This is a genomic window from Palleronia pelagia (genome assembly GCF_900110115.1).
Lineage (GTDB): Bacteria > Pseudomonadota > Alphaproteobacteria > Rhodobacterales > Rhodobacteraceae > Palleronia > Palleronia pelagia.
This window is the reverse complement of sequence record NZ_FOCM01000003.1, coordinates 344,050-366,351: the sequence shown is the minus strand read 5'-3', so window position 1 is coordinate 366,351 and position 22,302 is coordinate 344,050. Positions and strand designations below refer to the sequence as shown.

General features: G+C 68.8%; 28 protein-coding genes and 1 pseudogene. 9 read left to right on the top strand and 20 right to left on the bottom strand.

Going from position 1 to position 22,302, the window contains the following annotated elements; all coding sequences use genetic code 11:
• Positions 1 to 14 precede the first annotated feature (14 nt).
• The 5 genes from BMX96_RS08835 to BMX96_RS08815 form a co-directional block, all read right to left on the bottom strand.
• Positions 15 to 809: an SDR family NAD(P)-dependent oxidoreductase gene (locus BMX96_RS08835; RefSeq protein ID WP_091845151.1), complete on the bottom strand. Its 795-nt coding sequence runs from the start codon at positions 807 to 809 to the stop codon at positions 15 to 17.
• 79 nt (positions 810 to 888) lie between these two features.
• On the bottom strand, positions 889 to 1,530 hold the full coding sequence (locus BMX96_RS08830; RefSeq protein WP_091845150.1) for an HAD family hydrolase: 642 nt from the start codon (positions 1,528 to 1,530) through the stop codon (positions 889 to 891).
• 3 nt (positions 1,531 to 1,533) lie between these two features.
• Complete coding sequence (locus tag BMX96_RS08825) at positions 1,534 to 1,980, bottom strand: YaiI/YqxD family protein (RefSeq protein ID WP_091845149.1); 447 nt, start codon at positions 1,978 to 1,980, stop codon at positions 1,534 to 1,536.
• Positions 1,977 to 2,807: an S-formylglutathione hydrolase gene (fghA, locus tag BMX96_RS08820; RefSeq protein ID WP_091845148.1), complete on the bottom strand. Its 831-nt coding sequence runs from the start codon at positions 2,805 to 2,807 to the stop codon at positions 1,977 to 1,979. Before fghA ends, BMX96_RS08825 begins: the two co-directional genes overlap by 4 nt.
• A gap of 60 nt (positions 2,808 to 2,867) precedes the next feature.
• On the bottom strand, positions 2,868 to 3,788 hold the full coding sequence (locus BMX96_RS08815) for an AEC family transporter (RefSeq protein WP_091845147.1): 921 nt from the start codon (positions 3,786 to 3,788) through the stop codon (positions 2,868 to 2,870).
• Positions 3,789 to 3,868: 80 nt separating this feature from the next.
• Between BMX96_RS08815 and BMX96_RS08810 the strand changes: the two genes are divergently transcribed.
• Entirely contained in the window at positions 3,869 to 4,609 is a 741-nt protein-coding gene (locus tag BMX96_RS08810; protein ID WP_091845146.1) for a hypothetical protein, read from the top strand.
• Between the two features lie 88 nt (positions 4,610 to 4,697).
• On the opposite strand, the gene mbfA is transcribed toward BMX96_RS08810, so the two are convergent.
• Positions 4,698 to 5,675, bottom strand: coding sequence for an iron exporter MbfA (gene mbfA, locus BMX96_RS08805; RefSeq protein ID WP_091845145.1), 978 nt, complete (start codon positions 5,673 to 5,675; stop codon positions 4,698 to 4,700).
• A gap of 140 nt (positions 5,676 to 5,815) precedes the next feature.
• Here mbfA and BMX96_RS08800 point away from each other — a divergent pair, with 140 nt between their 5' ends.
• Positions 5,816 to 6,466 (top strand): TetR/AcrR family transcriptional regulator, encoded by a 651-nt coding sequence (locus BMX96_RS08800; protein ID WP_091845144.1) that lies wholly within the window; start codon positions 5,816 to 5,818, stop codon positions 6,464 to 6,466.
• 277 nt (positions 6,467 to 6,743) lie between these two features.
• Positions 6,744 to 7,967 carry a Hint domain-containing protein gene (locus BMX96_RS08795; RefSeq protein ID WP_139210025.1) on the top strand — a complete coding sequence of 408 codons (1,224 nt, stop codon included), beginning with the start codon at positions 6,744 to 6,746 and terminating at the stop codon, positions 7,965 to 7,967.
• On the opposite strand, the gene BMX96_RS08790 is transcribed toward BMX96_RS08795, so the two are convergent.
• Genes BMX96_RS08790 through BMX96_RS08780 form a run of 3 tightly spaced genes read right to left on the bottom strand, consistent with a single transcriptional unit; the run spans position 7,888 to position 10,264 of the window.
• Positions 7,888 to 8,610 carry an NYN domain-containing protein gene (locus tag BMX96_RS08790; RefSeq protein ID WP_091845142.1) on the bottom strand — a complete coding sequence of 241 codons (723 nt, stop codon included), beginning with the start codon at positions 8,608 to 8,610 and terminating at the stop codon, positions 7,888 to 7,890. The two genes, BMX96_RS08795 and BMX96_RS08790, sit on opposite strands and share 80 nt — an antisense overlap.
• A gap of 8 nt (positions 8,611 to 8,618) precedes the next feature.
• Entirely contained in the window at positions 8,619 to 9,092 is a 474-nt protein-coding gene (locus BMX96_RS08785; RefSeq protein WP_091845141.1) for a GNAT family N-acetyltransferase, read from the bottom strand.
• 59 nt (positions 9,093 to 9,151) lie between these two features.
• Positions 9,152 to 10,264 (bottom strand): S-(hydroxymethyl)glutathione dehydrogenase/class III alcohol dehydrogenase, encoded by a 1,113-nt coding sequence (locus BMX96_RS08780; protein WP_091845140.1) that lies wholly within the window; start codon positions 10,262 to 10,264, stop codon positions 9,152 to 9,154.
• A 106-nt stretch (positions 10,265 to 10,370) separates the two neighbouring features.
• Here BMX96_RS08780 and BMX96_RS08775 point away from each other — a divergent pair, with 106 nt between their 5' ends.
• Both BMX96_RS08775 and BMX96_RS08770 read left to right on the top strand, forming a co-directional pair.
• On the top strand, positions 10,371 to 11,015 hold the full coding sequence (locus BMX96_RS08775; protein WP_091845139.1) for a DUF3108 domain-containing protein: 645 nt from the start codon (positions 10,371 to 10,373) through the stop codon (positions 11,013 to 11,015).
• A gap of 34 nt (positions 11,016 to 11,049) precedes the next feature.
• Complete coding sequence (locus BMX96_RS08770) at positions 11,050 to 11,337, top strand: I78 family peptidase inhibitor (protein WP_091845138.1); 288 nt, start codon at positions 11,050 to 11,052, stop codon at positions 11,335 to 11,337.
• Between the two features lie 8 nt (positions 11,338 to 11,345).
• Here BMX96_RS08770 and BMX96_RS08765 read toward each other — a convergent pair whose 3' ends face one another.
• The gene (locus BMX96_RS08765) at positions 11,346 to 11,720 is read right to left on the bottom strand and encodes a SpoIIAA family protein (RefSeq protein ID WP_091845137.1); all 375 of its coding nucleotides are present in this window, start codon (positions 11,718 to 11,720) and stop codon (positions 11,346 to 11,348) included.
• Positions 11,721 to 11,839: 119 nt separating this feature from the next.
• Positions 11,840 to 12,472 (bottom strand): glutathione S-transferase family protein, encoded by a 633-nt coding sequence (locus BMX96_RS08760; protein WP_091845136.1) that lies wholly within the window; start codon positions 12,470 to 12,472, stop codon positions 11,840 to 11,842.
• 131 nt (positions 12,473 to 12,603) lie between these two features.
• Between BMX96_RS08760 and BMX96_RS08755 the strand changes: the two genes are divergently transcribed.
• Complete coding sequence (locus BMX96_RS08755; protein ID WP_091845135.1) at positions 12,604 to 14,259, top strand: Y-family DNA polymerase; 1,656 nt, start codon at positions 12,604 to 12,606, stop codon at positions 14,257 to 14,259.
• A gap of 203 nt (positions 14,260 to 14,462) precedes the next feature.
• Positions 14,463 to 14,813 (top strand): DUF2794 domain-containing protein, encoded by a 351-nt coding sequence (locus tag BMX96_RS08750; RefSeq protein ID WP_073127549.1) that lies wholly within the window; start codon positions 14,463 to 14,465, stop codon positions 14,811 to 14,813.
• Between the two features lie 25 nt (positions 14,814 to 14,838).
• Here the strand turns inward: BMX96_RS08750 and BMX96_RS08745 are convergent, their stop codons facing one another.
• From BMX96_RS08745 to BMX96_RS08725, 6 genes are all read right to left on the bottom strand, one after another.
• On the bottom strand, positions 14,839 to 15,234 hold the full coding sequence (locus BMX96_RS08745) for a (R)-mandelonitrile lyase (RefSeq protein ID WP_091845134.1): 396 nt from the start codon (positions 15,232 to 15,234) through the stop codon (positions 14,839 to 14,841).
• A gap of 20 nt (positions 15,235 to 15,254) precedes the next feature.
• Positions 15,255 to 15,890, bottom strand: a complete 636-nt coding sequence (locus BMX96_RS08740) for an NADPH-dependent F420 reductase (RefSeq protein WP_091845133.1) — start codon at positions 15,888 to 15,890, stop codon at positions 15,255 to 15,257.
• A gap of 53 nt (positions 15,891 to 15,943) precedes the next feature.
• Positions 15,944 to 16,096, bottom strand: a complete 153-nt coding sequence (locus tag BMX96_RS19915) for a carboxymuconolactone decarboxylase family protein (protein WP_236737011.1) — start codon at positions 16,094 to 16,096, stop codon at positions 15,944 to 15,946.
• A gap of 23 nt (positions 16,097 to 16,119) precedes the next feature.
• Positions 16,120 to 16,671 carry a carboxymuconolactone decarboxylase family protein gene (locus BMX96_RS08735; protein WP_236737010.1) on the bottom strand — a complete coding sequence of 184 codons (552 nt, stop codon included), beginning with the start codon at positions 16,669 to 16,671 and terminating at the stop codon, positions 16,120 to 16,122.
• Positions 16,672 to 16,781: 110 nt separating this feature from the next.
• Positions 16,782 to 17,738: a LysR family transcriptional regulator gene (locus tag BMX96_RS08730; RefSeq protein ID WP_236737009.1), complete on the bottom strand. Its 957-nt coding sequence runs from the start codon at positions 17,736 to 17,738 to the stop codon at positions 16,782 to 16,784.
• Positions 17,735 to 18,223, bottom strand: coding sequence for a (R)-mandelonitrile lyase (locus BMX96_RS08725; protein WP_214606837.1), 489 nt, complete (start codon positions 18,221 to 18,223; stop codon positions 17,735 to 17,737). Before BMX96_RS08725 ends, BMX96_RS08730 begins: the two co-directional genes overlap by 4 nt.
• A 340-nt stretch (positions 18,224 to 18,563) precedes the next feature.
• Between BMX96_RS08725 and BMX96_RS08720 the strand changes: the two genes are divergently transcribed.
• Positions 18,564 to 18,917, top strand: a complete 354-nt coding sequence (locus tag BMX96_RS08720) for a cyclophilin-like fold protein (RefSeq protein ID WP_091845131.1) — start codon at positions 18,564 to 18,566, stop codon at positions 18,915 to 18,917.
• 54 nt (positions 18,918 to 18,971) lie between these two features.
• Positions 18,972 to 19,717 (top strand): annotated as a pseudogene (locus tag BMX96_RS08715) (SDR family oxidoreductase).
• Between the two features lie 59 nt (positions 19,718 to 19,776).
• On the opposite strand, the gene BMX96_RS08710 reads toward BMX96_RS08715, so the two are convergent.
• The 3 genes from BMX96_RS08710 to BMX96_RS08700 are packed head-to-tail and all read right to left on the bottom strand — an operon-like array spanning position 19,777 to position 22,302.
• Positions 19,777 to 20,979 (bottom strand): permease, encoded by a 1,203-nt coding sequence (locus BMX96_RS08710; protein ID WP_091845130.1) that lies wholly within the window; start codon positions 20,977 to 20,979, stop codon positions 19,777 to 19,779.
• 27 nt (positions 20,980 to 21,006) lie between these two features.
• Positions 21,007 to 21,411, bottom strand: a complete 405-nt coding sequence (locus BMX96_RS08705) for a hypothetical protein (protein WP_091845129.1) — start codon at positions 21,409 to 21,411, stop codon at positions 21,007 to 21,009.
• A gap of 9 nt (positions 21,412 to 21,420) precedes the next feature.
• A complete protein-coding gene (locus BMX96_RS08700; RefSeq protein ID WP_091845128.1) occupies positions 21,421 to 22,302 on the bottom strand; it encodes a copper resistance D family protein in 882 nt (293 codons plus the stop codon).

The following is a 22,302-nucleotide window of genomic DNA, read 5'->3' as shown; positions in this document are numbered from 1 at the left end:
TCGGTCTCCTTGGCTCAGGTGTTCATCGCGCCGACGGCGCCGCCATCGACCCGGTAGGCCGAGCCGGTGGTGAAGGTCGCCCGGTCCGAGCAGAGCAGGCCGATGACGGCCGCGACTTCCTCGGGTTTGCCGCGACGGCCGAGCTTCAGGAACGGGCGGTCTTCCTTCAGGAAGCTGCTGATCGCCTCTTCCTTGCTGACCCCCAGCTTGTCGCTGCGCATATCCATCATGAAGTCGGTCATGGGGGTTTCGATGAAGGCGGGGGCGACGGTGTTCGCCAGCACGCCCTTGGGCGCGTAGACTTGGGCGAGCCCCTTCACGAAGTTCAGCAAGGCGGCTTTCGAGGTGTTATAGACCGCCTCGTCCTCGTAGGGCTGCACGGCGTTCTCGGACGTGACGCAGACCACGCGGCCCCAGCCCTTGTCGGCCATCTGCGGGACCATCGCCTTGCACATGCGCACGGCCGACATGAAGTTGATGTTCCAGACGCGGAAATACTCCTCGTCCGTCATCTCAAGCGGGTCGCCCTTTTCGCCGGTGACGCCCGCGGCATGCACCAGGATGTCGATCCCGCCCTTGTCCGCCATCGTCTTGCGCAGCATCTCGATATGGTCGGTATCGGTCAGGTCGGCCGCGATGGGGTGGATGTTGCCGGGCAGCTGGGACGCCGCCGTCTCGAGGCCCTCCTGGTCCATGTCGGTCAGGGTGATCTCGACGCCGTCCTCGGCCAGGACGCGGGCCGCGGCCTGTCCCAGGCCACCGCTGCCGCCGGTGACGAGGGCGCGTTTTCCAGCGATCTTCAAGTCCATGATGACGCTCCTTGTGTCAGGTTCGCCATCCAACGGACCAGAGCGAAGCGCGTTCCCGGCGATGACCGCCGGTCGGTCACTATGTCGCGTCGGTGCCGGGCGCCGCTGCCTCTTCGGGCGACAGCAGTCCCGCATCGACCAGGCACGCGGCCCAGCCGGCGGGCGAGGTGAAGTGATGCGCCCGCCAGCCCCGGGCGATCGCGGCCGCTACGTTGTCGGCGCGGTCGTCGGCGAACAGCAGCCGCTCGGGCGGAACCGGGGCCGCGTCCTCGAGAATGGCGTAGAGCCGCGGGTCGGGCTTGATGACCCGGTGATGCCCCGAGACGATGGCACGGTCGAAGTCGTTCAGGAAATCGAAGCGCCCCTGCGCGATGCGGTAGGTCTCGACCCCGAAATTCGTCAGCGCCCAGACCGGGACACCCTTGCCGCGCAGGGCGCGGAGCAGCGCCACGGAATGGTCGATGACCGGGTGCACCATGTCGGCCCAACGGGTGTGCCACATGAGGATCTCGTCGCGCCATTCGGGATGCGCACGCGCCAGCGCCTGCACTTCGTCCTGCATCGACGCGCCCGCATCGACCCGTTCGTTCATCGCGGTCAGCGGCACCTCGGCGAACAGCCGTTGCCGCGCCCCGGGGCCGATGACGCCGTCGTAGAACCGGTCGGGCTGCCAGCCGATCAGCACGTTGCCGATATCGAAGACCACGATCTCGGGGCGCATCGCCTAGCCCGCCGCCGCGCGCCGCAGCGCCAGGTCCAGCGCGTTCAGGAACCGCGACCGGTCGGCCTTCGAGAACGGCTTGCCACCGCCCTGCCGGAACGGGTCGGCGGCGCGCAGGTCGCTCATCAGGTCGCGGGTGGCCAGCGCGTCGCCCATATTGGCCTCGGTCAGCGCGCTGCCGTCGGGGCGCAACACGCGCGCGCCCGCCGCCACGCATTTCGCCGCCAGGGGCATGTCGGCGGTCACGACGACGTCGCCCGCGCCCGCCCGCTCGGCGATCCACATGTCGGCGGCGTCGGGTCCTTCGGGGACGAACACCATTTCCACCAGCGGGTTCCGCGACGGCCGTAGCCCGCCATTCGACACCATGGCCACCGGCACCTTCTGGCGCGTGGCCACCGCTTCGACCTCGGCCTTCACCGGGCAGGCGTCGGCATCGACGTAGATCACGCCCAGAGCGCCTCGGCATGCATGGCGACGTGGTCATCGATGAACGAGGACACGAAGAAATAGCTGTGGTCATAGCCTTTCTGCATCCGGAAGGTCGCGGGCTGGCGGCGGCGCGCGATGGCGGCGGCCAGCGCCTCGGGCTTCAGCTTGTCGAGGAACTGGTCCTCGGTGCCCTGGTCGATCAGCATGGGGCCGTCGAAGCCCCGCTCTTCCACCAGCACGCTGGCATCGTGGCGCCGGCGCGCGGCCTCGTCCGCGCCCAGGTAGGCGGTCAGCTGCGGCACGCCCCAGTCGCTGTCCAGGGTGTTGGCCATGGGTGCGAAGGCCGACACGCTGCGGAACCGCCCCGGCAGGCCCATGGCCAGCGTCAGGGCGCCGTGCCCGCCCATGGAATGCCCGGTGATGGCCTGCCGCTCCATGTCCAGCGGGAAGTGCTGCGCCACCAGCTCCGGCAGCTCGTCCGCGACATAGCTCCACATCTTGAAATGCTCCGACCACGGTCCTTGCGTCGCGTCCACGTAGAACCCAGCGCCCTGGCCCATGGCGAAGTCGTCGTCGTTCGGCACATCCTCGCCGCGCGGCGAGGTATCGGGAAAGATCAGGGCGATGCCCGCCTCGGCGGCGGCGGCCTGTGCACCGGCCTTGGTCATGGCGTTCTCGTGGGTGCAGGTCAGGCCCGACAGGAACCACAGCACCGGCACCGGGCCCGAGCGCGCCTCTTCCGGCAGAAAGACCGCGAAGGTCATGTCGCAGGCGCAGGCGCTCGAGCGGTGGCGATAGACGCCCTGGACGCCGCCGAAGCTGGCGGTTTCGGAAACGGTTTCCATGGTGATCCTCCTTGCGGGTTCCGTGCGTGAGCTAGCGCGCCCGCGCGGGGCGGTAAAGCGTCACACCAGCCGCGACAGCACGAAGGTCACCGTCGCCACCGAAACCACGGTCGAGACGAGGATCGCCGCCGACGCCCGCTGGGGGGCCACGGCGTAGCTTTGCGCCATGATGAACACGTTGCCCGCTACCGGCAGCGCGGCCGCGGCCACCATCACGCCGGCGGCGAAGGGCTCGACCCCCAGGAGCAGGAACGCCGCGACGGCCACGGCCAGCGGGTGCAGCACCAGCTTGCAGAACGACAGCCACGCGGCGACCGACAACCGCTCGGCAGACTTGCCCGCGAGGGACAGGCCGATGGCGAACAGCGCGCCGGGGGTGGCGGCGGCGCCAAGGATCTCCAGGAACCGGTCGGCGGGCCCGGGGATCGGCAGCGCCAGCCCCGACCACAATAGGCCCAGCGCGATCGACACGATCATCGGGTTCTGCAGGACCCCCAGCACCACCTTGCGCAGGATCGACGCGGCGCTGCCCTGGCCCCGCGACCAGGTGATGAGGATGACGATCAACGACCCGAACACGATAAGGTCCACCACCAGAACCTGCAGGATCGGCCCCACCGCGCCGTCCCCCAGCAGCTGCCCCAGCATCGGGATTCCCAGGAAGCCCACGTTGCCGATGACCGCGCATTGCGCCTCGACCGCGGATTCGGCCATACCCCGTCCGCGCCAGAGCGACACCAGCGTGGCCAGCAGATAGACCGCCAGTGTGCCGCCCAGGTAGGCCAGCATGAACCGGCCGTTCAGCACGTCGCCCAGGTCCAGCCCGGCGGTGAAGCGGAAGAGCAGCGCAGACAGCGCGAAGTAGAAGACGAAGGCGGTCAGCGCCGCCGCCGCCCGCGCGTCGAACATCCCCCGCAGCCCGGCGCCGTAGCCAAGGCCGATCAGGGCGAAGAAGGGAATGGTCTGCGCGAGGACGTCCATGTCTGTTTCAGCGCTAGCCGCTGGCGCTGGGACGCACAAGCCGCTTGGCCGGGGCGACGGCTTGCGCCACTCTGCGACCGATGCTGGACGCGGCCTTTCAACACCTGCGCGGAACCGGGAACGTGGGCGACGACGCCTGCTGCCCCGCCGCCTATTTCGACTTCGGCGAGACGGTGGTGCAGGGCTACGGCCAGCCGATGCCGGCCGCGCGGCTGGCGATCTTCGGCGGTGGGCAGACCTTCCGCCAGGCCGCGCAGGGCGTGATCCTCGACAGCCCCGCGGCGCGCCACCGGGTGGTCTGGGGCGTCGGCATCACCGCGCGGCAGGCCCGCAGCTTCGACTTCGACCTGATGCGCGGCAGCGCGGCGCTGGTCGGCAGCCGCGTGAAGGACACGCCCGGATGCGATTTCGTGCCCTGCGTCTCGGCCATGTCACCGCGGCTCGACACGCCGTCCCCGGCGCGCGTGCCCGTGGTGCTGTTCTGGCACGCCGGCAAAAGCGACGCCCTGGCGCGGCCCGCCCACGTGCCCGCCCGGTCGAACCAGGGCGTCACGCTGGCCCAGGCGATCGAGTTCCTGGCCATGGGCGAAACGGTCGTCACCAATTCCTACCACGGCACGTTCTGGGCCATGTGCCTTGGCCGGAAGGTGCTGTGCCTACCCTTCTCGGACAAGTTCGACGGCTTCCTCGACGCGCCGGCCACCGCCGCGCCCGAGCACTGGCCGGACCACCTGCGCCGGGCCCGCCGCCACGGCGAGACGCTGGACCACGCCCGCGCCGCCAACCGGGGCTTCCACGACCGGGTGATGAACCTCGCTTGATCCGCCGAAACCGGCGCGCCTGCCTCATCACTGGTCCGGAAATACTCACGGCAAGACGGCCGGGCCGGGGATGTCCTGTGACCGGCGCTCAGCCTGACCCGATCAGGATTCCCGCGGCCAGCACCAGCCCGCCGCCCGCCACGACCTGCAGCGCCGCCCGGATGAACGGTGTCTCCATGTAGCGGTTCTGGATCCACGCGATGGCCCAGAGTTCGACGAAGACGACGATGATGGCGATGATAGTGGCGGTCCAGAAATCGGGGATCAGGTAGGGCAGCGCGTGGCCGAGCCCGCCCACCGTGGTCATCACGCCCGACGCGATGCCGCGCTTCATCGGCGACCCGCGCCCGGAGATGGCGCCATCGTCGCTCGCCGCCTCGGTGAACCCCATGGAGATACCCGCCCCCACCGATGCGGCCAGCCCCACCAGGAAGGTCTGCCACGTATCGCCGGTGGCGAAGGCCGCGGCGAAGATCGGCGCCAGCGTGCTTACGGACCCGTCCATGAGCCCCGCCAGGCCCGGCTGCACCCACGTGAGCACGAACTGGCGATGGGCCGAGCGGTCCTCGCTGTCGCGGTCGGCGTCGCCCAGGTGCTCGGCCGTGAGCGTCTCGGCCAGCTTCCCGTGTCCCGCCTCGGCGGCGGCCAGGTCGCCCAGCAGGGCCCGCGTGCGCGCGTCCCGCGCCGAGGACGCCGCGCGGGTATAGAAGGCCTCGGCGTCTCGCTCCATCATCGCGGCCTCGTCCCGGATCCGCTCCAGCCCGAGGTTCTCGACCAGCCAGACCGGCCGCCGCGCGTAGAAACCCGCCACATGCTCGCGCCGCAAAAGCGGGATGACCTCGCCGAACCGCGCCTCGTGCAGCGCGATCAGCTGGCGACGGTGGCCGTCCTCCTCCTCGGCCATGCCGTCGAAGACCTTGGCCGTGGCGGGAAACTCGTCCCGCAGCCGCGCGGCATAGCTGCGGTAGATTCGGGCGTCGTCCTCTTCCGACGAGATCGCCAGCGCGACGATCTCCTGGTCGCTCAGGTCCTTGAAATGACGGCGATAGGGCAGTCCGGGTATCATCTGGGGCTCCGCCGGTGGGAAAACATGTCCGTCCCAGTCTGTGCCCGCAGCGCGCCGCCGGACAAGTCCCCGCGTGGTCCCGCCCCTTCCCTTCGCAGCGGGGGATGCCTATTTCTGAGGCATGGACGACAACGCCGCCGATGCCGCGCGGCGACCCTGCGGAAGGTGGGCGCGTGAACAAGCCTGAAACGATCAAGAAGGGCCGGAAGTACCAGCAGGTGCTTTCGGGCGCGCGCGAGGTCTTCATGGCCGACGGGTTCGAAGGGGCGAGCGTCGATACCATCGCCCGCAGCGCCGGCGTCAGCAAGGCGACGCTCTACAGCTATTTCCCCGACAAGCGGCTTCTCTTCATGGAAGTCGCCACCTGCGAATGCGGCATGCAGGCCACCGCCGCCATCGACAGCCTGAACATGGACGCGCCGCCGGCCGAGGTGCTGCGCGTGGCGGGCAACCACATGCTGGGCTTCCTGCTGTCGCCGTTCGGCCAGCGCGTCTTCCGCATCTGCGTGGCCGAGACCGACCGCTTCCCCGAACTCGGCCAGCGGTTCTGGGACTCGGGCCCCGGCCTGATCGAACGCACGCTGGATCGCTATTTCGACCGGGCCATCGCCCGCGGCGAGCTGGTGGTCGAGGACAAGATCCTGGCCGCGCACCAGTTCGCCGAGCTGTGCAAGGCGCAGCTCTTCCCGCGGCTGGTCTTCGGGTTGCAGGCGGACTTCACCGAGTCCGAGCGCACCCGGGTCGTCGACAGCGCGGTCGAGATGTTCATGGCGCGGTACGGCGCCCGGTAACAAGCCCAAGATGAGACCTGGATCGGTAGAATTTTTTTGAGCCAGGCAAGCCACTGACGTCGCATCGTAATCCCGCGAAGCTCATCCTTTCCCGAGCGGCCCCACGGCCCCGGCAACCGCTTCGTTTACCTCCTGTTAACCCCGGTTCCCGCTAATTTTAGGGATCCACGCCGCTGTCGGGCGGAGCCGCATTATTGCGAGCTCAGTGCCCCTCTCGACAGGTCAGGCCAGGGCGTGGATCCGGCAGAAAGCCATCTACGCGACGACTACGAACAGGTTGGAGATTTCGATGCCTTCCCGCTCAATCTTTCTACAGGATGTGTTTGCGTTCAACGGCTCCCTTCTGAGCCTCGGCAGTTCGTTTGTGGTGACATCCTTCTCGCCGATCCCGGACCCGGATCTGACATTCGAGGATGACGATGACGACGCGGTGTTCGAGCCGAGCGAGGCGGCGACCATCGGCGGTGACCCGATCACCGACGCGGCCTCGGGGACAGTGACCGCCGGCGTGTCGATCGGAAGCCTGCTGACGGTGAACCTGTCCACCAGCGTTCCCGTGAACGTCCTCGAGACCGCCAGCACGACCAATGTGCACTACCCCGAAGGCGATCAGGCCGAGCTTCTAGACGCGCTGGTGACCGACGTTCTGGCGACCCCTGGCATCGGCAGCACCCTCAGCCTTCTGGGCATCACGGACGTCGCGGCTTATGTCGAGCAGAACGCGCTGTTGACGTTCGACCTTTCAGGCGAGATCGCAATCCCTGTCTGTTTTGCCGCGGGAACGCGCATCCTGACCCAGCAGGGCGAAATCGACGTGAAGGACCTGCGCGTCGGCGACCAGGTGATCACGCGGGATCACGGGTTCAGGCCGGTGCGATGGATCGGCGCGCAGACGGTCCGCGCAGCGGGCAAATTCGCGCCCATCGTGTTCGGACCCGGCGCGGTCGGAAATCACAAGCGGCTCGTGGTGTCGCCCGAGCATCGAATCCTGCTGCAGCACGATACGATCGATCTGCTGACCGGCAGTCCCGAGGCCTTCACCGCCGCCAAGCATCTGGTCGACGGAACATCGGTGCGGCGGGTGCCGGGCGGCGAAATCGAGTACTTTCACATCCTGCTCGATCACCACGAAATCATCTACGCGGACCAGGCACTTTGCGAGACCTTCTATCCCGGCAGCGTTGCCATGAGGGCCCTGCATCCGGGCGCGAGGAAAGACCTTCTCTCGCGCTTCCCGGACCTCGGACGTCCCGGTGCGGGGTCGTGGCAATTGGCCCGGCGCGCCCTGACGCGACGCGAAACCGCAGTCGTCCTGCGCGCGATGCGGGACGAGCGCGCAGCAAAGGCTTTCAACGTAGGACCGGTCATCCCGCGGAAACCCGGTTTCGGTGTCCGGGCGCGGCCCGCGCCGGACGCCAGCGTCAGTCGACCCGGCGCACGTGGAGCTGATTGCCGATCTTCTTGGTCTCGAACCGCTTCAGTTCCTGCACAAGGTCGCTGAGCTTGCGCTTCCCATAAGTGCGGGTGTCGAAATCGGGGTTCTCGGCGGTGATGTACTGGCCCAGCTGGCCCAGCGCGTACCACTCGTCGTCCTGTTGGATCTTGTCCATGGCGCGCAGGATCAGCGGTACCGCCTCGATGGGCGCGACCTTGCCCGCGGGGGCGCGGCCGCTGTCCTCGGACTTGGGCTGGATCGGCTCGTCCACGATGTTCTCGATCAGGATGAACCGGTTGCACACGTTCCGCAGCGCCTCGGGCGCCTTCTTCTCGCCGATGCCGATCACGTCCAGCCCCTGCTCACGGATGCGGTTGGCCAGCGCGGTGAAGTCGGAATCCGAGCTGACCAGCACGAAGCCGTCGAAGCGCCCCGTGTGCAGGATATCCATGGCATCGATCACCAGCCCGATATCGCTGGCGTTCTTGCCCACGGTGTTGGCGGTTTCCTGGTGCGCCACCAGGCCGATGTCGCGCACGGTCTTCGACCAGTTCGACAGCCGCCCCGACGACCAGTCGCCGTAGACCCGGCGCAGCGCCGGCTCGCCGAAGCTGGTCACTTCGCGCAGGATCGGCTCGGCGAACTTGGCGGGGATGTTGTCGGCGTCGATCAGCACGGCGTAGAGCGGGCGGTCGCGATCGGTGGGCATGGAACCTCTCAGAGAGTGCGGTGCAGGATCAGCGCGTCGGTGGGGCCGAGCCGGGGGTGGCGGAACGCCTGCGGCACGCGGCCCACGATGTCAAACCCGTAATCGGCCCAGATCCTCAAAGCGCGCGCGTTCGAGGCGACCACGAAGTTGAACTGCATGGCCGCGAAGCCGCGGTCGCGCGCCCGCTTCAGCGCGTGCTCAAGCATGGTGCGCGCCACGCCGCGTCCGGCGGCCCCGGGCGCGGTGACGAAGCCTGCGTTGCAGACATGGTCGCCGTTGCCCTGCTGGTTGGGGCGCAGGTAGTAGGTGCCCAGGTCGTCGCCCGCGATCCAGGTCTCGTGGGTCGGTCCGCACCAGTAGGCCAGCGCCCCCGCACGGTCCAAGTCGATGGGCAGGCAATAGGTCTCGCCCGCCCGCAGCATCGGCTCGAGCATGGCCCAGAGCGCATCGGCATGCCGATCCTCGTACGGCTCCAGCTTCATCTTTCCACAAATACCTCCGGGGGAGTCCGCGCAGCGGACGGGGGCAGAGCCCCCATCCCTCAGAACTCGACGACGGCGCGGATCGATTTGCCCTCGTGCATCAGCTCGAAGCCCTTGTTGATCTCGTCCAGGCTCAGCTTGTGGGTGATCATCGGGTCGATGTCGATCTTGCCCTGCATGTACCAGTCGACGATCTTGGGCACGTCGGTCCGGCCGCGCGCGCCACCGAAGGCCGAGCCGCGCCAACTGCGGCCGGTGACCAGCTGGAACGGCCGGGTCGAGATCTCCTGGCCCGCTCCGGCGACGCCGATGATGATCGACTCGCCCCAACCCTTGTGGGCGCATTCCAGCGCCTGCCGCATGACGTTCACGTTGCCGATGCATTCGAAGCTGTAATCGGCCCCGCCTCCGGTCAGCTCGACCAGATGCGCCACCAGGTCGCCATCGACCTCGGAGGGGTTCACGAAATGGGTCATGCCGAACTGCTCGGCGAAGGCCTTCTTGTCGTTGTTCAGGTCCACGCCCACGATCATGTCGGCGCCCACCATCCGCAGGCCCTGGATCACGTTCAGGCCGATGCCGCCCAGGCCGAAGACCACGCAGTTGCTGCCCGGTTCGACCTTTGCGGTGTTGATCACCGCGCCGACGCCGGTGGTCACGCCGCAGCCGATATAGCAGATCTTGTCGAACGGCGCGTCCTTGCGGACCTTGGCCAGCGAGATCTCGGGCAGGACCGTGTGATTGGCGAAGGTCGAGCAGCCCATGTAGTGGTGGATCATCGTGCCATCGGGCAGCGAGAACCGCGAGGTGCCGTCGGGCATCACGCCCTTCCCCTGGGTCGCCCGCACCTTCTGGCACAGGTTCGTCTTGGGGTTCAGGCAGTATTCGCACTCGCGGCACTCGGCGGTGTAGAGAGGGATGACATGGTCGCCCACTTCCAGCGAGGTGACGCCCTCGCCCACCTCGACGACGACGCCCGCGCCCTCGTGGCCCAGGATCGCCGGGAACAGGCCCTCGGGGTCGTCGCCCGAGCGGGTGAATTCATCGGTGTGGCACAGGCCGGTCGCCTTGATCTCGACCAGGACTTCGCCCGCCCGTGGGCCTTCCAGGTTGACCTCCATGATCTCCAGTGGCTTTCCGGGGCCCGTTGCGACGGCGGCGCGGGTTTTCATGACGGCGGTCTCCCTTACTATGCTGCTGCGCAACCTGCGCCGAGACGTCCGGAAATTGCAATCACCTTCCCTGTGTCGGACCGTCCGAAAGCCTACTTGGACTGCCATGAAATCACTGCTCGCCCTTCTCGTCGCCACCTGGCTGCCGACCTCTCTCGCGGCCGAGAGCCGCAGCTTCGACGTGCGGCTGGCCGGCGCGACCATGGGCCGGGTCACGGTGGCCCTGTCGGGCGGCAACGGACGGCTGGACAGCGTGCTGGACAACACGCCGCTGGGCGTGGGCGACGGCCGGTTCTCGGCCAGGACGCAGACCGGGGCCTATCGCAGCCTGGGCGAAGGCGGGGGCGAGCGCCGCACCATCGATATCGACTTCGCCGGCAACCGTGTGGCGGCGGTGCGGATCGACCCGCCGGGCGAGGCGACGGCCGCCTCGGACCCCGGCCAGATTCCCGCCGGCATGCTGGATCCCGTTCAGGGCTTCGCCCGCGTGGCGCTGGCCGATGGCTGCCTGCGCCCCTTCCGCATCTACGACGGACGGCGCACGGTCCGGGTGGGGCTGGTGTCCCAGTCGCGGGATGGCGGTCTGATCCGGTGCGACTATGCCTACGACGTGGTGCAGGGGCCGGGCCACGTGTCGCCCTTCCGCTTCCGGCAGATCCGCATGTCCGCCCGCTATGCCCCCGGCGCCTCCGGCGCGCAGGACATCCGGCTGTCGGCCGGACCGTTTACGGTGACGCTCGCCGCGCGCTAGGGTCCGGGCGACACATCACCGAAAAGGACACGCCATGCGCGCCCCAGCCCTCGCTCTCGCCCTTCCGATCCTCGCGGCCTGCCAGGCCAGCGCGCCGTCGGTCCCAGCCCCCGCCGCATCGGCGGTGGACCCGTCGGTCTGCGGGGCGGACGGGCTGCAAGGCTTCGTGGGCGGCCCGGTGGGCCCGGCGCAGCAGGCCGCCGGGCAGTCGATCACCCGCGTCTATGCGCAGGGCGACCCGGTCACGATGGACATGCTGCCCGAGCGGATCAACATCGTCACCGACGGGCAGGGCACGGTCCTCGCCATCACCTGCGGCTGAGCGGCCGGTCAGTTCGCCGTCCCGTCCAGCCAGGCCGCGGCGGCCGCGTCGTCATCGGCGCGGAAGCTCTTGATATCGAGCCCCGGGAACAGCGCCCCCTCGACCTCGGCCGCGGTGCGCAGCCACGCGGCATCGCTCAACACGGCGCAGCGGTCGAACCGGCCCAGCAGCCCGAACAGCTGCGGCAGCCGGGCGAATTCCACCGCCATGGCGCCCAGCGTGGGCAGCGCGAAGGCGTTGATGCGATAGAGCAACTGCGCCCGGTTCATGGCCTGCGACAGCGCTATCAGCTTATCCAGCCCCTCGCGCATGGTTTCGGAATCGATTTCGCCGGACAGGTCGATCTCGATCCGGTTCGGGGCGGTCCTCTTGACGGTCAGCATGGCGCATCTCCTCGGTCGGCATCCGATGTACCAAGCCTAGGGCCGACGCGCGGACCGCGCCTTGATATGCGTCAACGGGGCGGCAGCCTGGCACCGCCCCCTGACCCTTGTTCGTGAGCTCAACCGAGGTTCGGTTCGGTCTTGGCGAAGGCCTGATCGTCGCTCAACCGGTCCCACCAGCCCTGCATCCCGCCGACCCCCAGAAGCTCGTCCTTGTGGGGGGTCAGGCCCGCGTAGAACATCACCGGGCCCAGCCAGTAATCGGCCAGCGAAATGCTGCTGCCGGCCAGCCACGCGTCGCCCCCGCGGATGTCGTCGATCAGCTTCAGGATGGTCTTGGCGCGCTCCACCGTCTCGTGGTGCTGCGCCTCGCTGGGGTTGCCGATGAACTCGGGCATGATGTGATAGAAGGCCGTGCCCACCAGCGCGTCGTAGCCGTAGGAATTCACGATCGACATGATCTCGTACATGCGGGCGCGGTCCCAGGCGCTTTCGGGCAGGGCCGAGGGGCCTTCGCGGGTCTCCTCCAGGTACATGGCGATGGCGGTCGTCTCGCGGATGCGGTGGCCGTCGGTGTCCAGCACCGGCACCTTGCCCAGGGGGTGACGCTCCAAATGCTCGGGCTGCTTCGGTTCGCCTTCCAGGACGTTCACCTGCACCTGGTCGAAATCCTCGTTCTTGCGGTCGAGGAGGATCTTGACGGTGCGCACGTAGGTCGATCCGTCGAATCCGTAGAGGGTGGTCTTGGCCATGCCGGGGCTCCTTCCCTTGGGTGTGATCTGGACCCGCAGGATAGCACGGCGCGGCAGTCCGGCGACTCGACTCGGGCCACGGGCGGCCCTAGAATGGGAACATAACGGAAACATCTGTTGCCACAGGTGCCATGCCCCATCGCCGTATCCTGTCGCTGTGGTTCCCGCGCCTGGGGGCCGAGCGGATCCTGCGTCTCGAACGCCCCCCCGAGGACGCGCCCTTCGCGGTGGTCGCCGATCTCGGCAACGCGCAGGTGCTGTCGTCGCTGAACGTGGCCGCGTCGCGCGCGGGACTGCGCCGCGACCAGCCGCTGGCCGATGCCAATGCCATGTGCCCCGCGCTGCTGACCCGATGGCAGAACCCCCGGGCCGAGGCGGCGTTCCTGTCGGTGCTGCGCCGCTGGGCCGGGAAGTTCTCGCCCTGGGTGGCCGAGGAACCGCCCGCGTCGCTGGTCATCGACCTGACGGGCTGCGCGCACCTGTTCGGGGGCGAGGACGCGCTGCTGGACCAGGTGGAACGCGACTGCGCCGACCTGGGGCTTTCGGTGGCCGCGGGCGTGGCCGACACGGTGGGCGCGGCCTGGGCGCTGGCGCGGTATGCGGGCCGCGCGGCGGGGCCGGACCGGTCGGGCGACGCCATCGACCAGGAGGCCTATGCCACCCGGTCGCGCGCGGCCAAGCGGCGCAACTGGGAACGGGGCGGCCCGGCCCCCGCCATCCCCACGGCCAAGGCGCGCGCCGCCCGCATCGCGCCGCCCGGCGGCACCTACGGCGCCATCGCGCCGCTGCCGGTGGCCGCGCTGCGCCTGCCCGGCGACCTGGTGGCCGAGCTGGGGCGGCTGGGCCTGCGCCGCATCGGCGACCTGGCGGGACAGCCCCGCGCCGGGCTGGCGCGGCGGTTCGGGCGGCACCTGGTGCAACGGCTGGACCAAGCCATGGGCGCCGAGCCCGAGCCGGTGTCGCCCGCCGCCCCCGATACGCAGTTCGCCGTGCGGCTGACCCTGCCCGAGCCCATCGGGTTGGAGGCGGACGTGCTGGCCGCCATCGACCGGTTGCTGGTGCCGCTGTCGGACAAGCTGCGCGCGAAAGGGCGCGGCGCGCGGCGATTGCGGCTGGAATGCCACCGCAGCGACGGCACCATGGGCTTTGCCGAGCTGGGGCTGGCGCGCCCCACGGCCGAGCCCGACCGGATGCGCCCGCTGCTGGCCATGAAGGCGGCCGAGATCGACGCGGGCTTCGGCATCGACATGGTGCGGCTGCTGGCCCACGTGACCGAGCCGGTGTCGCCGCGCCAGCATCGCGGCCATTCAGACGCGGCCGACGACGCCCGTGCGCGCCAGGCGGATCCTGCCCCGCTGGACGACCTGGTGGGCCGCATAGGCGCGCGCATCGGGCTGGACCGGATCACCCGCCACCACCCCGCCGACAGCCACATTCCCGAAAAGGGCGCGCGGGTGCTGGCCGCCGCGTGGTCCGAACCGGCGCCGCCCTGGCCCGCCGCGCCCACGCCGCGCCCGCCCTTCCTGTGGCCACCCGAGCCGGTGAACGCCCCTGCCGCGCCACGGCTGGCCGAGCACTTCCGCTGGCGCGGCCGGCACATGGAGGTCGCGGCGCTGACCGGCCCCGAGCGCATCGCGCCGGAATGGTGGCTGGACGATCCCAACTGGCGCAGCGGCGTCCGCGACTATTGGCAGGTGCGTTGCGCATCGGGCGATTGCCTGTGGCTGTTCTTCGCCCACGGCGCCGAGATCTCGGCCGGGTGGTACTGCCAAGGCAGTTTCGGATGATCCGTGTGGGGGAAAAGCGATGCCCGGTGCCGCGCACTGGTGGGGGCCATGGTGGCGCGACACCGGGAGTAGCGTTCTTCGCTATGTCTCCTTGTGCCCCGGCGACGTGGCGATCGCGGGACCGAGTTGGCGCGACAAATGGGTCATTTTGCGGCGAATCGATGACGCTTGCCAAACTGCCGAGTGCCCCCCACCTTGAGGGCATGAACGTGATCCAGCCCACTCCGTTTCCCGGACGCCCCGATCCCAACGACCGCGTGGCCTTCGACCGGTCCGAGCTCGGCGCGATCCTGACTCTCTACGGCCGCATGGTGGCCGCGGGCGAATGGCGCGACTACGGCATGTCCTTCCTACGCGACGTGGCCGTGTTCTCGGTCTTTCGCCGCACCGCTGAACACCCGATCTACCGGATCGAGAAACGCCCCCGCCTGCGCAACAGGCAGGGGCAATACGCGGTGATCGGGATGGACAACCAGATCCTGAAGCGCGGGCACGACCTGAAGACCGTGCTGCGCGTGCTGGAGCGCAAGCTGATCCGCCCGGTGGACGACTGACGCCGCCAGGACCGGGCGCAGACCCTCAGCCTTCGTAATCCTCGTCGGACACCTTCTCGAGCCAGGTCACCGGCGATCCGTCGATGCTTTCCTGGATCGCGATGTGGCTCACCGCGGTATCCGGGGCCGCGCCGTGCCAGTGCTTCTCGCCGGCGGGAAACCAGACGATGTCCCCTTCGCTGATCTCCTCGATCTCGCCGCCCTCGCGCGCGACGCGGCCGCGGCCGAAGGTGACGATCAGGGTCTGGCCGGCCGGATGGGTGTGCCACGCGGTGCGCGCGCCCGGCTCGAACGTGACGTGGGCGCCGGCGACGCGGCCCGGCTCCTCGGCCCGGAACATGGGGTCGATGCGGGCGGTGCCGGTGAAATACTCCTCGGGGCCCCGGGTCGAGGCATTTTGCCCCGCGCGTGTGATCTTCATGGTAATCTCCTTTCCTGCGCTCAGCGCAGCTTGTCGAAACGGTAGGTCAGTGCCGGCCCACCGGGCTGGCCGTAGGCCAAAACGGCCGTGACCATGGCGAAGGGTTCTGCAAAGCGGCCGGTCGTCAGCCCGCCGGCCTCGAGCGGGTCGAGCCCGATATCCCGGATCAACGCGCGGACCGTTTCCTTGGCTCCGTCGTCATCGTCGTAGAGCATCAGGTGCGGGCGCGGCGCGGTGTCCTTGCGGGCGAAGACCGGGTCGAAGGATTCGGACGGGCTGGTATTGAAGCACGACACCCACCGCGCATCGGGCCGCATCCGCGATAGCTCCTCGGCGCCCGAGGTCTCGGGACCGAGGACCAGCGCGTCGTTGCCGTCGTTCAGCGGGGCGCAGCAGTTCAGCACGACCTTTCCGGCCAGGTCGCCCGCCTGATCCAGCACGTCGCCGATCCGCGACCAGTGCACGGCCAGCAACACGGCGTCCGCCCCAGCGACGGCCTCGGCGACCAAGCCAGCCGTGCCGCCGGACCGCTGCGCCAGCCGGTCGAGCTTGGCGCGGTCGCGGGAATAGGCGAAGGTCACGTCGCGGCTGCAGGCGGCCCAAAGCGCGCCGAGCTTGGCCCCCATCAGGCCCGATCCGAGCATCCCGATTTTCATTTCGGCCTCCTGTCGGCGGGCACCGGCGTGGGCGGGCCCCGCCGGCGCATGGCTCACTCCGAACGGCTTTCGAAGACATCCGCGGCCACGGGCATGGCCGAGAAGACGCGCGGCCAGCTGGCATAGAAGGCCAGGTGCGACAGCATCGCGCCCGCCTCGTCCTGCGTCAGGCCGTTATCCATGGCGCGATTGAGGTGGAAGGTCATCTGTTCCGGCTGGCCGGTCGCGATCAGCGCGGCGACGGCCAGAGGTCGAGGAACAGAAGCTGCTCGGTGTTGTCGACGACGCCCTGGCTCACATCGTCATAGGTCGACTGCACCGTTTCCTGGCGGGCCTCCTCGGCCTCCTGGTCCAGCGGCAGAAGCTCGGGGTCGAGGGCGGGCAGGTCATCCACGGTCACGCCGCGCTCGTCATAGACCGGGGCCGCGGCTTCGGCGGCGGCGACGGCGTTGCCCCAGCCCGTGTAAAAGGCGAGCTGCGTGATCGTCTCGGAGATCTCGGCGGGCGTCACGCCGGCGTCGAGGGCCAGCGCGATATGCTCGGACAGGCCGTCCGTCTCGTGCCGCTTGATCTTCGCCGCGACGGTCACCAGCGCCCGATCGCGCATGGACAGCTGTTCATCGGTCCAGACGCTGCCGAAAAGGTCGTCTTGGGAATAGGCTTCGAGCTTCGGCGCGACCTGGCCAACGGCGTCGGGCAACGTGGTTCCGAGGTCCTGGGCCGGGGCCGCCGTGGCGGCGAGTCCAAGGGCGAGGGCAGGTAGGGCAAGGCGCGTCGTCATGGGGCGTCTCCTGTCGGTGAGGTTGCTGTTACCGACCGACTTGGGGCCGGACCGCCGAACCTTAATGGGCCGGGTCGGCAAGCCGCTCATGAGCGGCCTTCATCAATCGCTCATCCCCGCTCGCGCAAGGCGTCGAGCACGACCTGGAACGCGGATGAGGCGCGCAGGCGGCTGGGATAGAAGATGTGGAAGCCCGGGAAGGACGGGCACCAATCCTCGAGACAGGTTTCAAGGGCACCATCGGCCAGCGCCCGCGCCGCCAGCCGTTCGGGCACCAGCGCAAGGCCGATCCCGTCGATGGCGGCCTGCATCACCGGGCCGATGGCATTGAAACAGGCCTGCCCGCCGACTTTGACGGTCAGGTCGCTGCCGTCGGGGGCCTCGAACTCCCACGCGTAGAGCCCGCCGTGGTTCGACAGGCGCAGGTTCACGCAGGGCAGCTCCGGCAAGTCGTGCGGTGTTTCGGGGCGGCCGTGGGTTTCGTAGACCGCGGGCGCGCCAACGCAGATCATCCGGTCGTCCGGGCCGATCCGCGCCGCGATCATGCCATCGCTCACCTGGTCCCCGTAGCGCACGCCGGCATCGCATTGCGACGCGGCAAGATCGGTATAGCCGTAATCGTTCACCAGTTCGATCCGCTCGGGCGGATGGTCGCGCAGCACCGGGGCCAGCTTGGACCTTGAAAGCGTGTCGATGGCGTAGTCGGTCGCCACGATGCGGACCGTGCCGGTGGGCTGGTCGCGCGCGTCGTTCAGCGCCCGCAGCCGCGCCTCGATCTTCTCGAAACAGGGGTTGAGCGTGGCGCGCAGGTCCTCGCCCTCGAGCGTCGGCGCGACCGAGCGGGTGGTGCGCCTCAGCAGCCGCAGGCCCAGCCGGGCCTCGAGCGACTTGATCGTGTGGCTCAGCGCTGACTGCGACACGTTCAGCCGCGCGGCGGCGCGGGTGAAGCTGCGCTCTTGCGAGACGGCCGCCAGGGCGATCAGGTCTGTGATGTTCTCGCGGAGCATGAGCGCCGCTCGGGTCTGCGGGTCGGTTGCACTGCCCCGTGACACATGCGCCGCGCTCATGACGTCCGCCGATTATTCAGAGATTCTCGCTGCCCGTATCCGGCGTCGGTGACGTGCTCGCCCCAGACCACTGCCGACCCGTCGACGACCTCCTGAATGGCGTTGTGCGTCACCGACGTGCTTGCGGTGGCCCCGTGCCAATGCTCGACATCCGACGGGCACCAGATCACGTCACCGGCCTGCATGGTGATCCGCTCGGCCCCACGCTCCTGCGTCCAGCCGGTGCCGTGGGTGATGACCAGCTTCTGGCCGCCGGGATGCGCGTGCCAAGCCGAGCGCGCGCCGGGCATGAACGTCACCTCGCCCGCGCTGACCGGCGCCATGTCGGAATGGTGGACCGGCGCCACGTAGACGGTGCCGGTGAACACGTCCGCGCTGCCGATCGGGCCGGCGCGATCCTCGGCGCGGGTGATCTCCATGGATTGTGCGAACGCGGCGGGCGCGGCGAGCGCCAGGGCGAGGGTGGGTACAAGAAGTCGTTTCATGCCGGTCGTCTCCTGTTTCGGGTGGCGGTGTCCAGGTTCTGGAACGTCTGCCCGTCGGAAATGGTGCCGGATCGCACCCGATCATCGGCGCCGGGCGGGATGCGGTCCTGAGCGCGCCTCATGAACGCGGAGGCGGGCGCAGCCGCAATCTTCAGCGGGACTTATGAAACCTTGTCATGAGTGGATGCAATTCACCGCGGTTTATCCCGGGCGGCCGGCGCCTCTAGATCCCGTTCATCGAAACGCGGCGGAGGGCGCCATGCGACAATCATACCGTGCGGCAGCGCTTTTCGCTGCGCTGACATTCGGAGCCTACGCCACAGCACAGGAGGAGCCCGGAATGACCAGGATCACCGTCACCGTCGGCGAGACGACGCTGGCCGCCACGCTGGACGACAGCCCCGCGGCCCGCGATTTCGCGGCGATGCTTCCGCTCGAGCTGACGCTTTCGGACTACCACGGCATCGAGAAGGTGGCCGACCTGCCCCGCGCCGTGGATACCAGCGCGGCGCCGCCCAGCTACACGCCGCGAACGGGCGATATCACGATCTACGCGCCCTGGGGCAATCTCGCCATCTTCTACAAGCCGTTCGAAGCGTCGCGCGGGCTGGTCAGCCTGGGCGCCTTCGACGATCCCATCGACCCGCTGATCCGCGACGGGGCCTATCCCGTCCGCATCGCGCGGGCCGACTGACCTCCCGGGCGGCCCGGCGGCCGTCCCGATCAATTCCGAAGAAAGGAAGATACAATGACCGACAACATCACCGGAAAGGTCATCGTCATCACCGGCGCGTCCAGCGGCATGGGCGAGGCCACCGCGCGTGACCTGGCCGCCAAGGGCGCCAAGGTCGCGCTGGGTGCGCGCCGCCAGGACCGCCTGGATACCATCGGGCAGGAAATCGAGGCCGCGGGCGGTGAAGCAGTCGCACTGGCCACCGACGTCACCAAGCGCGAGGAGGTCAGGCGCTGGTCGCCAAGGCCAAGGACACGTTCGGCCGCATGGACGTGATGTTCAAAAACGCGGGCCTGATGCCACTGTCGCCCATGGAAAGCCTGCGGGTGGACGAATGGGACCAGATGGTCGACGTCAACGTGAAGGGCACGCTCTACGGCATCGGCGCCGTGCTGCCGATCTTCCAGGAACAGAAGTCCGGCCAGATCATCAACGTGAGCTCGGTCTACGGCCACAAGGCCGTCGCCACCGGCGCGGTCTATTGCGGGACCAAGTTCGCGGTGCGCGCCATTTCCGAAGGCCTGCGGCAGGAAGTGAAGGACTACAACGTGCGTGTCACCGTCATCTCGCCCGGCGCGGTGGATACCGAACTGATGCAGCACATCTCCGAGCCCGAGCTCGGCGACCAGGTCCGCGGCTTCGTCAAGGACATCGCGGTGCCGTCCTCGACCATGGCCGACATGGTGGCCTTCGCCGTGTCCCAGCCCGAGAACGTGGACGTGAACGAGATCCTGTTCCGCCCGACGGTTCAGCCGGTCTGATCCGACATCCCGCCGAGCGCCCCCGTCTAGGAGCGGGGGCGCCACCGGGCGCTTCGACACTAGCCGCCGACGAACAGGCCCACGGCCAGCCACGCGTAGGACAGCATGGCGAGCGCGAACAATGCCTTCTCGACCACGCCAGCACCGATGGCGAAGCTCCAGCCCGAGCGGGCGATCTTCCATCCGAGGAACGCGAGACCCTGCGCGGCGAACAGCAGGTTCAGCCAGAAGGTATAGTCGATCGCGAAGAATTCGCGATCGGTGACGGTGCGCACCTGTTCGGCCGAGGGCAGCAGGCCCAAAGCCGAGAAGCCATAATGCAGCAGCATCGCCGTCACCACCAGCACGACGAGAAACACGCCGAGGATATAAAGGGCCATCTTCCACCCGTAGTACTGGGCGTTGACCCGCAATACCGGGATCACCACCAGGTCGGAAAAGATGAACGCCATGATCCCCGCGAAGGCCACGCCATTGCCGTAGAGAACGGCCGCCAGCGGGATGTTCCCCATGGACCCGATGAAGGTGAAGAAGGCCGCGACGGGGCCCACGACGGCCTGCGCCAGAAGCTCGAAGAAGTTCGGGTCGTCTCCGCCTATGAAGAGCCATTCAAAGAAGGCCTGCGGCACGAAGGCGGCGATGATGCCGGCGACCGTGAAGCCCACGGTCACGTCCTTCCAGACCATCATCCATTCCATGACGTACCGCTGCGCCACCATGGCCCAGCTGTCGCGCGAGGCGATCTTGTCGCGCCACGAGGCGTCCGAGCCAGCCGACTCGTCCTCGTCGCCTTGGCTTTGCTTGGCGTTGCGCCGCGCCTCGTCGACCGGAGCGATGCCCTTGGTCAGGCGGATGACCAGCCACATCAGCCCGATCAGAAGTAGGCCGCCCACATATTCGCCGACGACGAATTGCCAGCCAAGGAAGATGGCGATGATGATGCCCAGCTCGACCACCAGGTTGGTCGAGGCCAGCAGGAATGCCATGGCCGGGACCAGCCCCGCGCCCTTGGCGAACAGCGCGCGGGCGCCGGACAGCGCGGCAAAACTGCAAGACGAGCTGACGAAGCCGAAAAACGTGCCCATGGCGACCGAGCGTGCCCCCGCCTTTCCCATCTTCTCCTGCATGGTCTGGCGCGTGATGAAGACCTGGATCATCGACGAGATCAGGTATCCCAGGCCAAAGGCCCAGAAGGCCGTCCAGAACAGGCCGAGCGCGGTGGTCGCGGCCGAATGCCAGGTGTCGAGAAAGCTTTGCGTCATGTCATTTGCCGGGGTGTTGCTGCCCGGTCAGCGTGCGTCCCCCCGCACGGGTTCCGGCCGCAGGGTCAGCAGCCACAGCCCCAGCACCACGTCGACCCCGATGCAGAAGGGGCCCCACCAGCCCGGCGCGGGGCTGTTCATGGCCGTCTGCGCGACCGCGTCGAACAGCCCGTGCGCGATCATCCCGACACCGACCCAAGCCAGCCGGGTCCGATAGCCGAGGATCGCAACCGCGGTGAACAGCACCGCGATCACGGCTTGCACTGCGAAGGCGGGAAAGCCGCCATGATCGACCGCGAAGACAGAGTAGAACACCGCGATCGCGACGAGGAGGATCGGGCCAGTAGCGCGGTCACGGGACATGCCGCTGAGTCGAAGCAAGACGATGGCCAGCAATGCGAAGGCGATCCCGGCAAGAAACGGCAGCATCATCGCCCCTCTTCAGAGATTCACAGGCGGCGTCGTGACGGTGGTGATCGCGGCCGTGACCAGCAGGATCAGGATCACCGCGCCCCCTTCCAGCGCGATGGACCGCCGAAGCGCTGCGGACGCGCCGGGGCGCCCGGCGGCCAGCGCGGGGACCAGCCGCCACTTGTTGCCCGCCGCCAGAAGCAAAAGCCCGCAGACCACGGCGAGCTTGAGCAGAAGCCCGACGCCGTAGGCCGTTCCCAGAAGGGCGACAAGCGAGCCGGCGAGAAGCCAGGCAAGGATCGACCCGGCGGCGGCCAGCGCGCCCACGGCCCACGCGGCAAACGTGCCGAACTTGTGCAGGAGGGTCACGCCCTGCCCCGTCCCGGCAGCCCGGAAAAGCGGCAAGAGCGCACCCACCCAGAAGGCCACCGCCAGCAGATGAATCGCCAGCAGCCCGGCCATCACCCAGCGCGGATCGCCCAGCGTGTGCCCCACGAGCGTGTAGGACACCGCGATGGCGAATGCCCCGGCGAGCGGCACCAGCCGCCCCGCGAGGCCCGGCAGCAGGATGGTGAGCACGCCGATCTCGCCCAAGCCGCGCCAGATGGCCGCCGCGCCCAGCGGGCTCTGCCAGACGAAGCCCAGCATCATCGGATCGGTCGCCCCGGCGACACCCATGCCCGAGATACGCGCCGCCCGAATGCCGAAGCGCAGCGCCAGCACGGCCAGACCTATGGCAGCGGCGACCGCCGCCATGCGCCGCGCCAGCCGCAGGGTGTCCGGGTCGGCCGCGCGCGCGAAGACCGCGGCGAACAACGCGCCACCCATGGCGGTCAGCGCGGCGGCGTACCCGGCGGCCTTGGCGCAGATGGCCAGGACCGCGAGGGCGTCGATCGTCTCCAGCCCCGTCAC

Coding starts and splice junctions, on each gene's coding strand:
- BMX96_RS08750 (WP_073127549.1), top strand. CDS start 14,463: ATGAACGTGATCCAGCCCACTCCGTTTCCCGGACGCCCCGATCCCAAC.
- BMX96_RS08730 (WP_236737009.1), bottom strand. CDS start 17,738: ATGAGCGCGGCGCATGTGTCACGGGGCAGTGCAACCGACCCGCAGACC.
- BMX96_RS08835 (WP_091845151.1), bottom strand. CDS start 809: ATGGACTTGAAGATCGCTGGAAAACGCGCCCTCGTCACCGGCGGCAGC.
- BMX96_RS08705 (WP_091845129.1), bottom strand. CDS start 21,411: ATGATGCTGCCGTTTCTTGCCGGGATCGCCTTCGCATTGCTGGCCATC.
- BMX96_RS08765 (WP_091845137.1), bottom strand. CDS start 11,720: ATGCTGACCGTCAAGAGGACCGCCCCGAACCGGATCGAGATCGACCTG.
- BMX96_RS08810 (WP_091845146.1), top strand. CDS start 3,869: ATGCTGGACGCGGCCTTTCAACACCTGCGCGGAACCGGGAACGTGGGC.
- BMX96_RS08815 (WP_091845147.1), bottom strand. CDS start 3,788: ATGGACGTCCTCGCGCAGACCATTCCCTTCTTCGCCCTGATCGGCCTT.
- BMX96_RS08760 (WP_091845136.1), bottom strand. CDS start 12,472: ATGGCCAAGACCACCCTCTACGGATTCGACGGATCGACCTACGTGCGC.
- BMX96_RS08800 (WP_091845144.1), top strand. CDS start 5,816: ATGCCGCGCGGCGACCCTGCGGAAGGTGGGCGCGTGAACAAGCCTGAA.
- BMX96_RS08745 (WP_091845134.1), bottom strand. CDS start 15,234: ATGAAGATCACACGCGCGGGGCAAAATGCCTCGACCCGGGGCCCCGAG.
- BMX96_RS19915 (WP_236737011.1), bottom strand. CDS start 16,096: ATGACCTTCCACCTCAATCGCGCCATGGATAACGGCCTGACGCAGGAC.
- BMX96_RS08790 (WP_091845142.1), bottom strand. CDS start 8,610: ATGCCCACCGATCGCGACCGCCCGCTCTACGCCGTGCTGATCGACGCC.
- BMX96_RS08830 (WP_091845150.1), bottom strand. CDS start 1,530: ATGCGCCCCGAGATCGTGGTCTTCGATATCGGCAACGTGCTGATCGGC.
- BMX96_RS08775 (WP_091845139.1), top strand. CDS start 10,371: ATGAAATCACTGCTCGCCCTTCTCGTCGCCACCTGGCTGCCGACCTCT.
- BMX96_RS08725 (WP_214606837.1), bottom strand. CDS start 18,223: ATGAAACGACTTCTTGTACCCACCCTCGCCCTGGCGCTCGCCGCGCCC.
- mbfA (WP_091845145.1), bottom strand. CDS start 5,675: ATGATACCCGGACTGCCCTATCGCCGTCATTTCAAGGACCTGAGCGAC.
- fghA (WP_091845148.1), bottom strand. CDS start 2,807: ATGGAAACCGTTTCCGAAACCGCCAGCTTCGGCGGCGTCCAGGGCGTC.
- BMX96_RS08785 (WP_091845141.1), bottom strand. CDS start 9,092: ATGAAGCTGGAGCCGTACGAGGATCGGCATGCCGATGCGCTCTGGGCC.
- BMX96_RS08720 (WP_091845131.1), top strand. CDS start 18,564: ATGACCAGGATCACCGTCACCGTCGGCGAGACGACGCTGGCCGCCACG.
- BMX96_RS08735 (WP_236737010.1), bottom strand. CDS start 16,671: ATGACGACGCGCCTTGCCCTACCTGCCCTCGCCCTTGGACTCGCCGCC.
- BMX96_RS08710 (WP_091845130.1), bottom strand. CDS start 20,979: ATGACGCAAAGCTTTCTCGACACCTGGCATTCGGCCGCGACCACCGCG.
- BMX96_RS08740 (WP_091845133.1), bottom strand. CDS start 15,890: ATGAAAATCGGGATGCTCGGATCGGGCCTGATGGGGGCCAAGCTCGGC.
- BMX96_RS08780 (WP_091845140.1), bottom strand. CDS start 10,264: ATGAAAACCCGCGCCGCCGTCGCAACGGGCCCCGGAAAGCCACTGGAG.
- BMX96_RS08755 (WP_091845135.1), top strand. CDS start 12,604: ATGCCCCATCGCCGTATCCTGTCGCTGTGGTTCCCGCGCCTGGGGGCC.
- BMX96_RS08770 (WP_091845138.1), top strand. CDS start 11,050: ATGCGCGCCCCAGCCCTCGCTCTCGCCCTTCCGATCCTCGCGGCCTGC.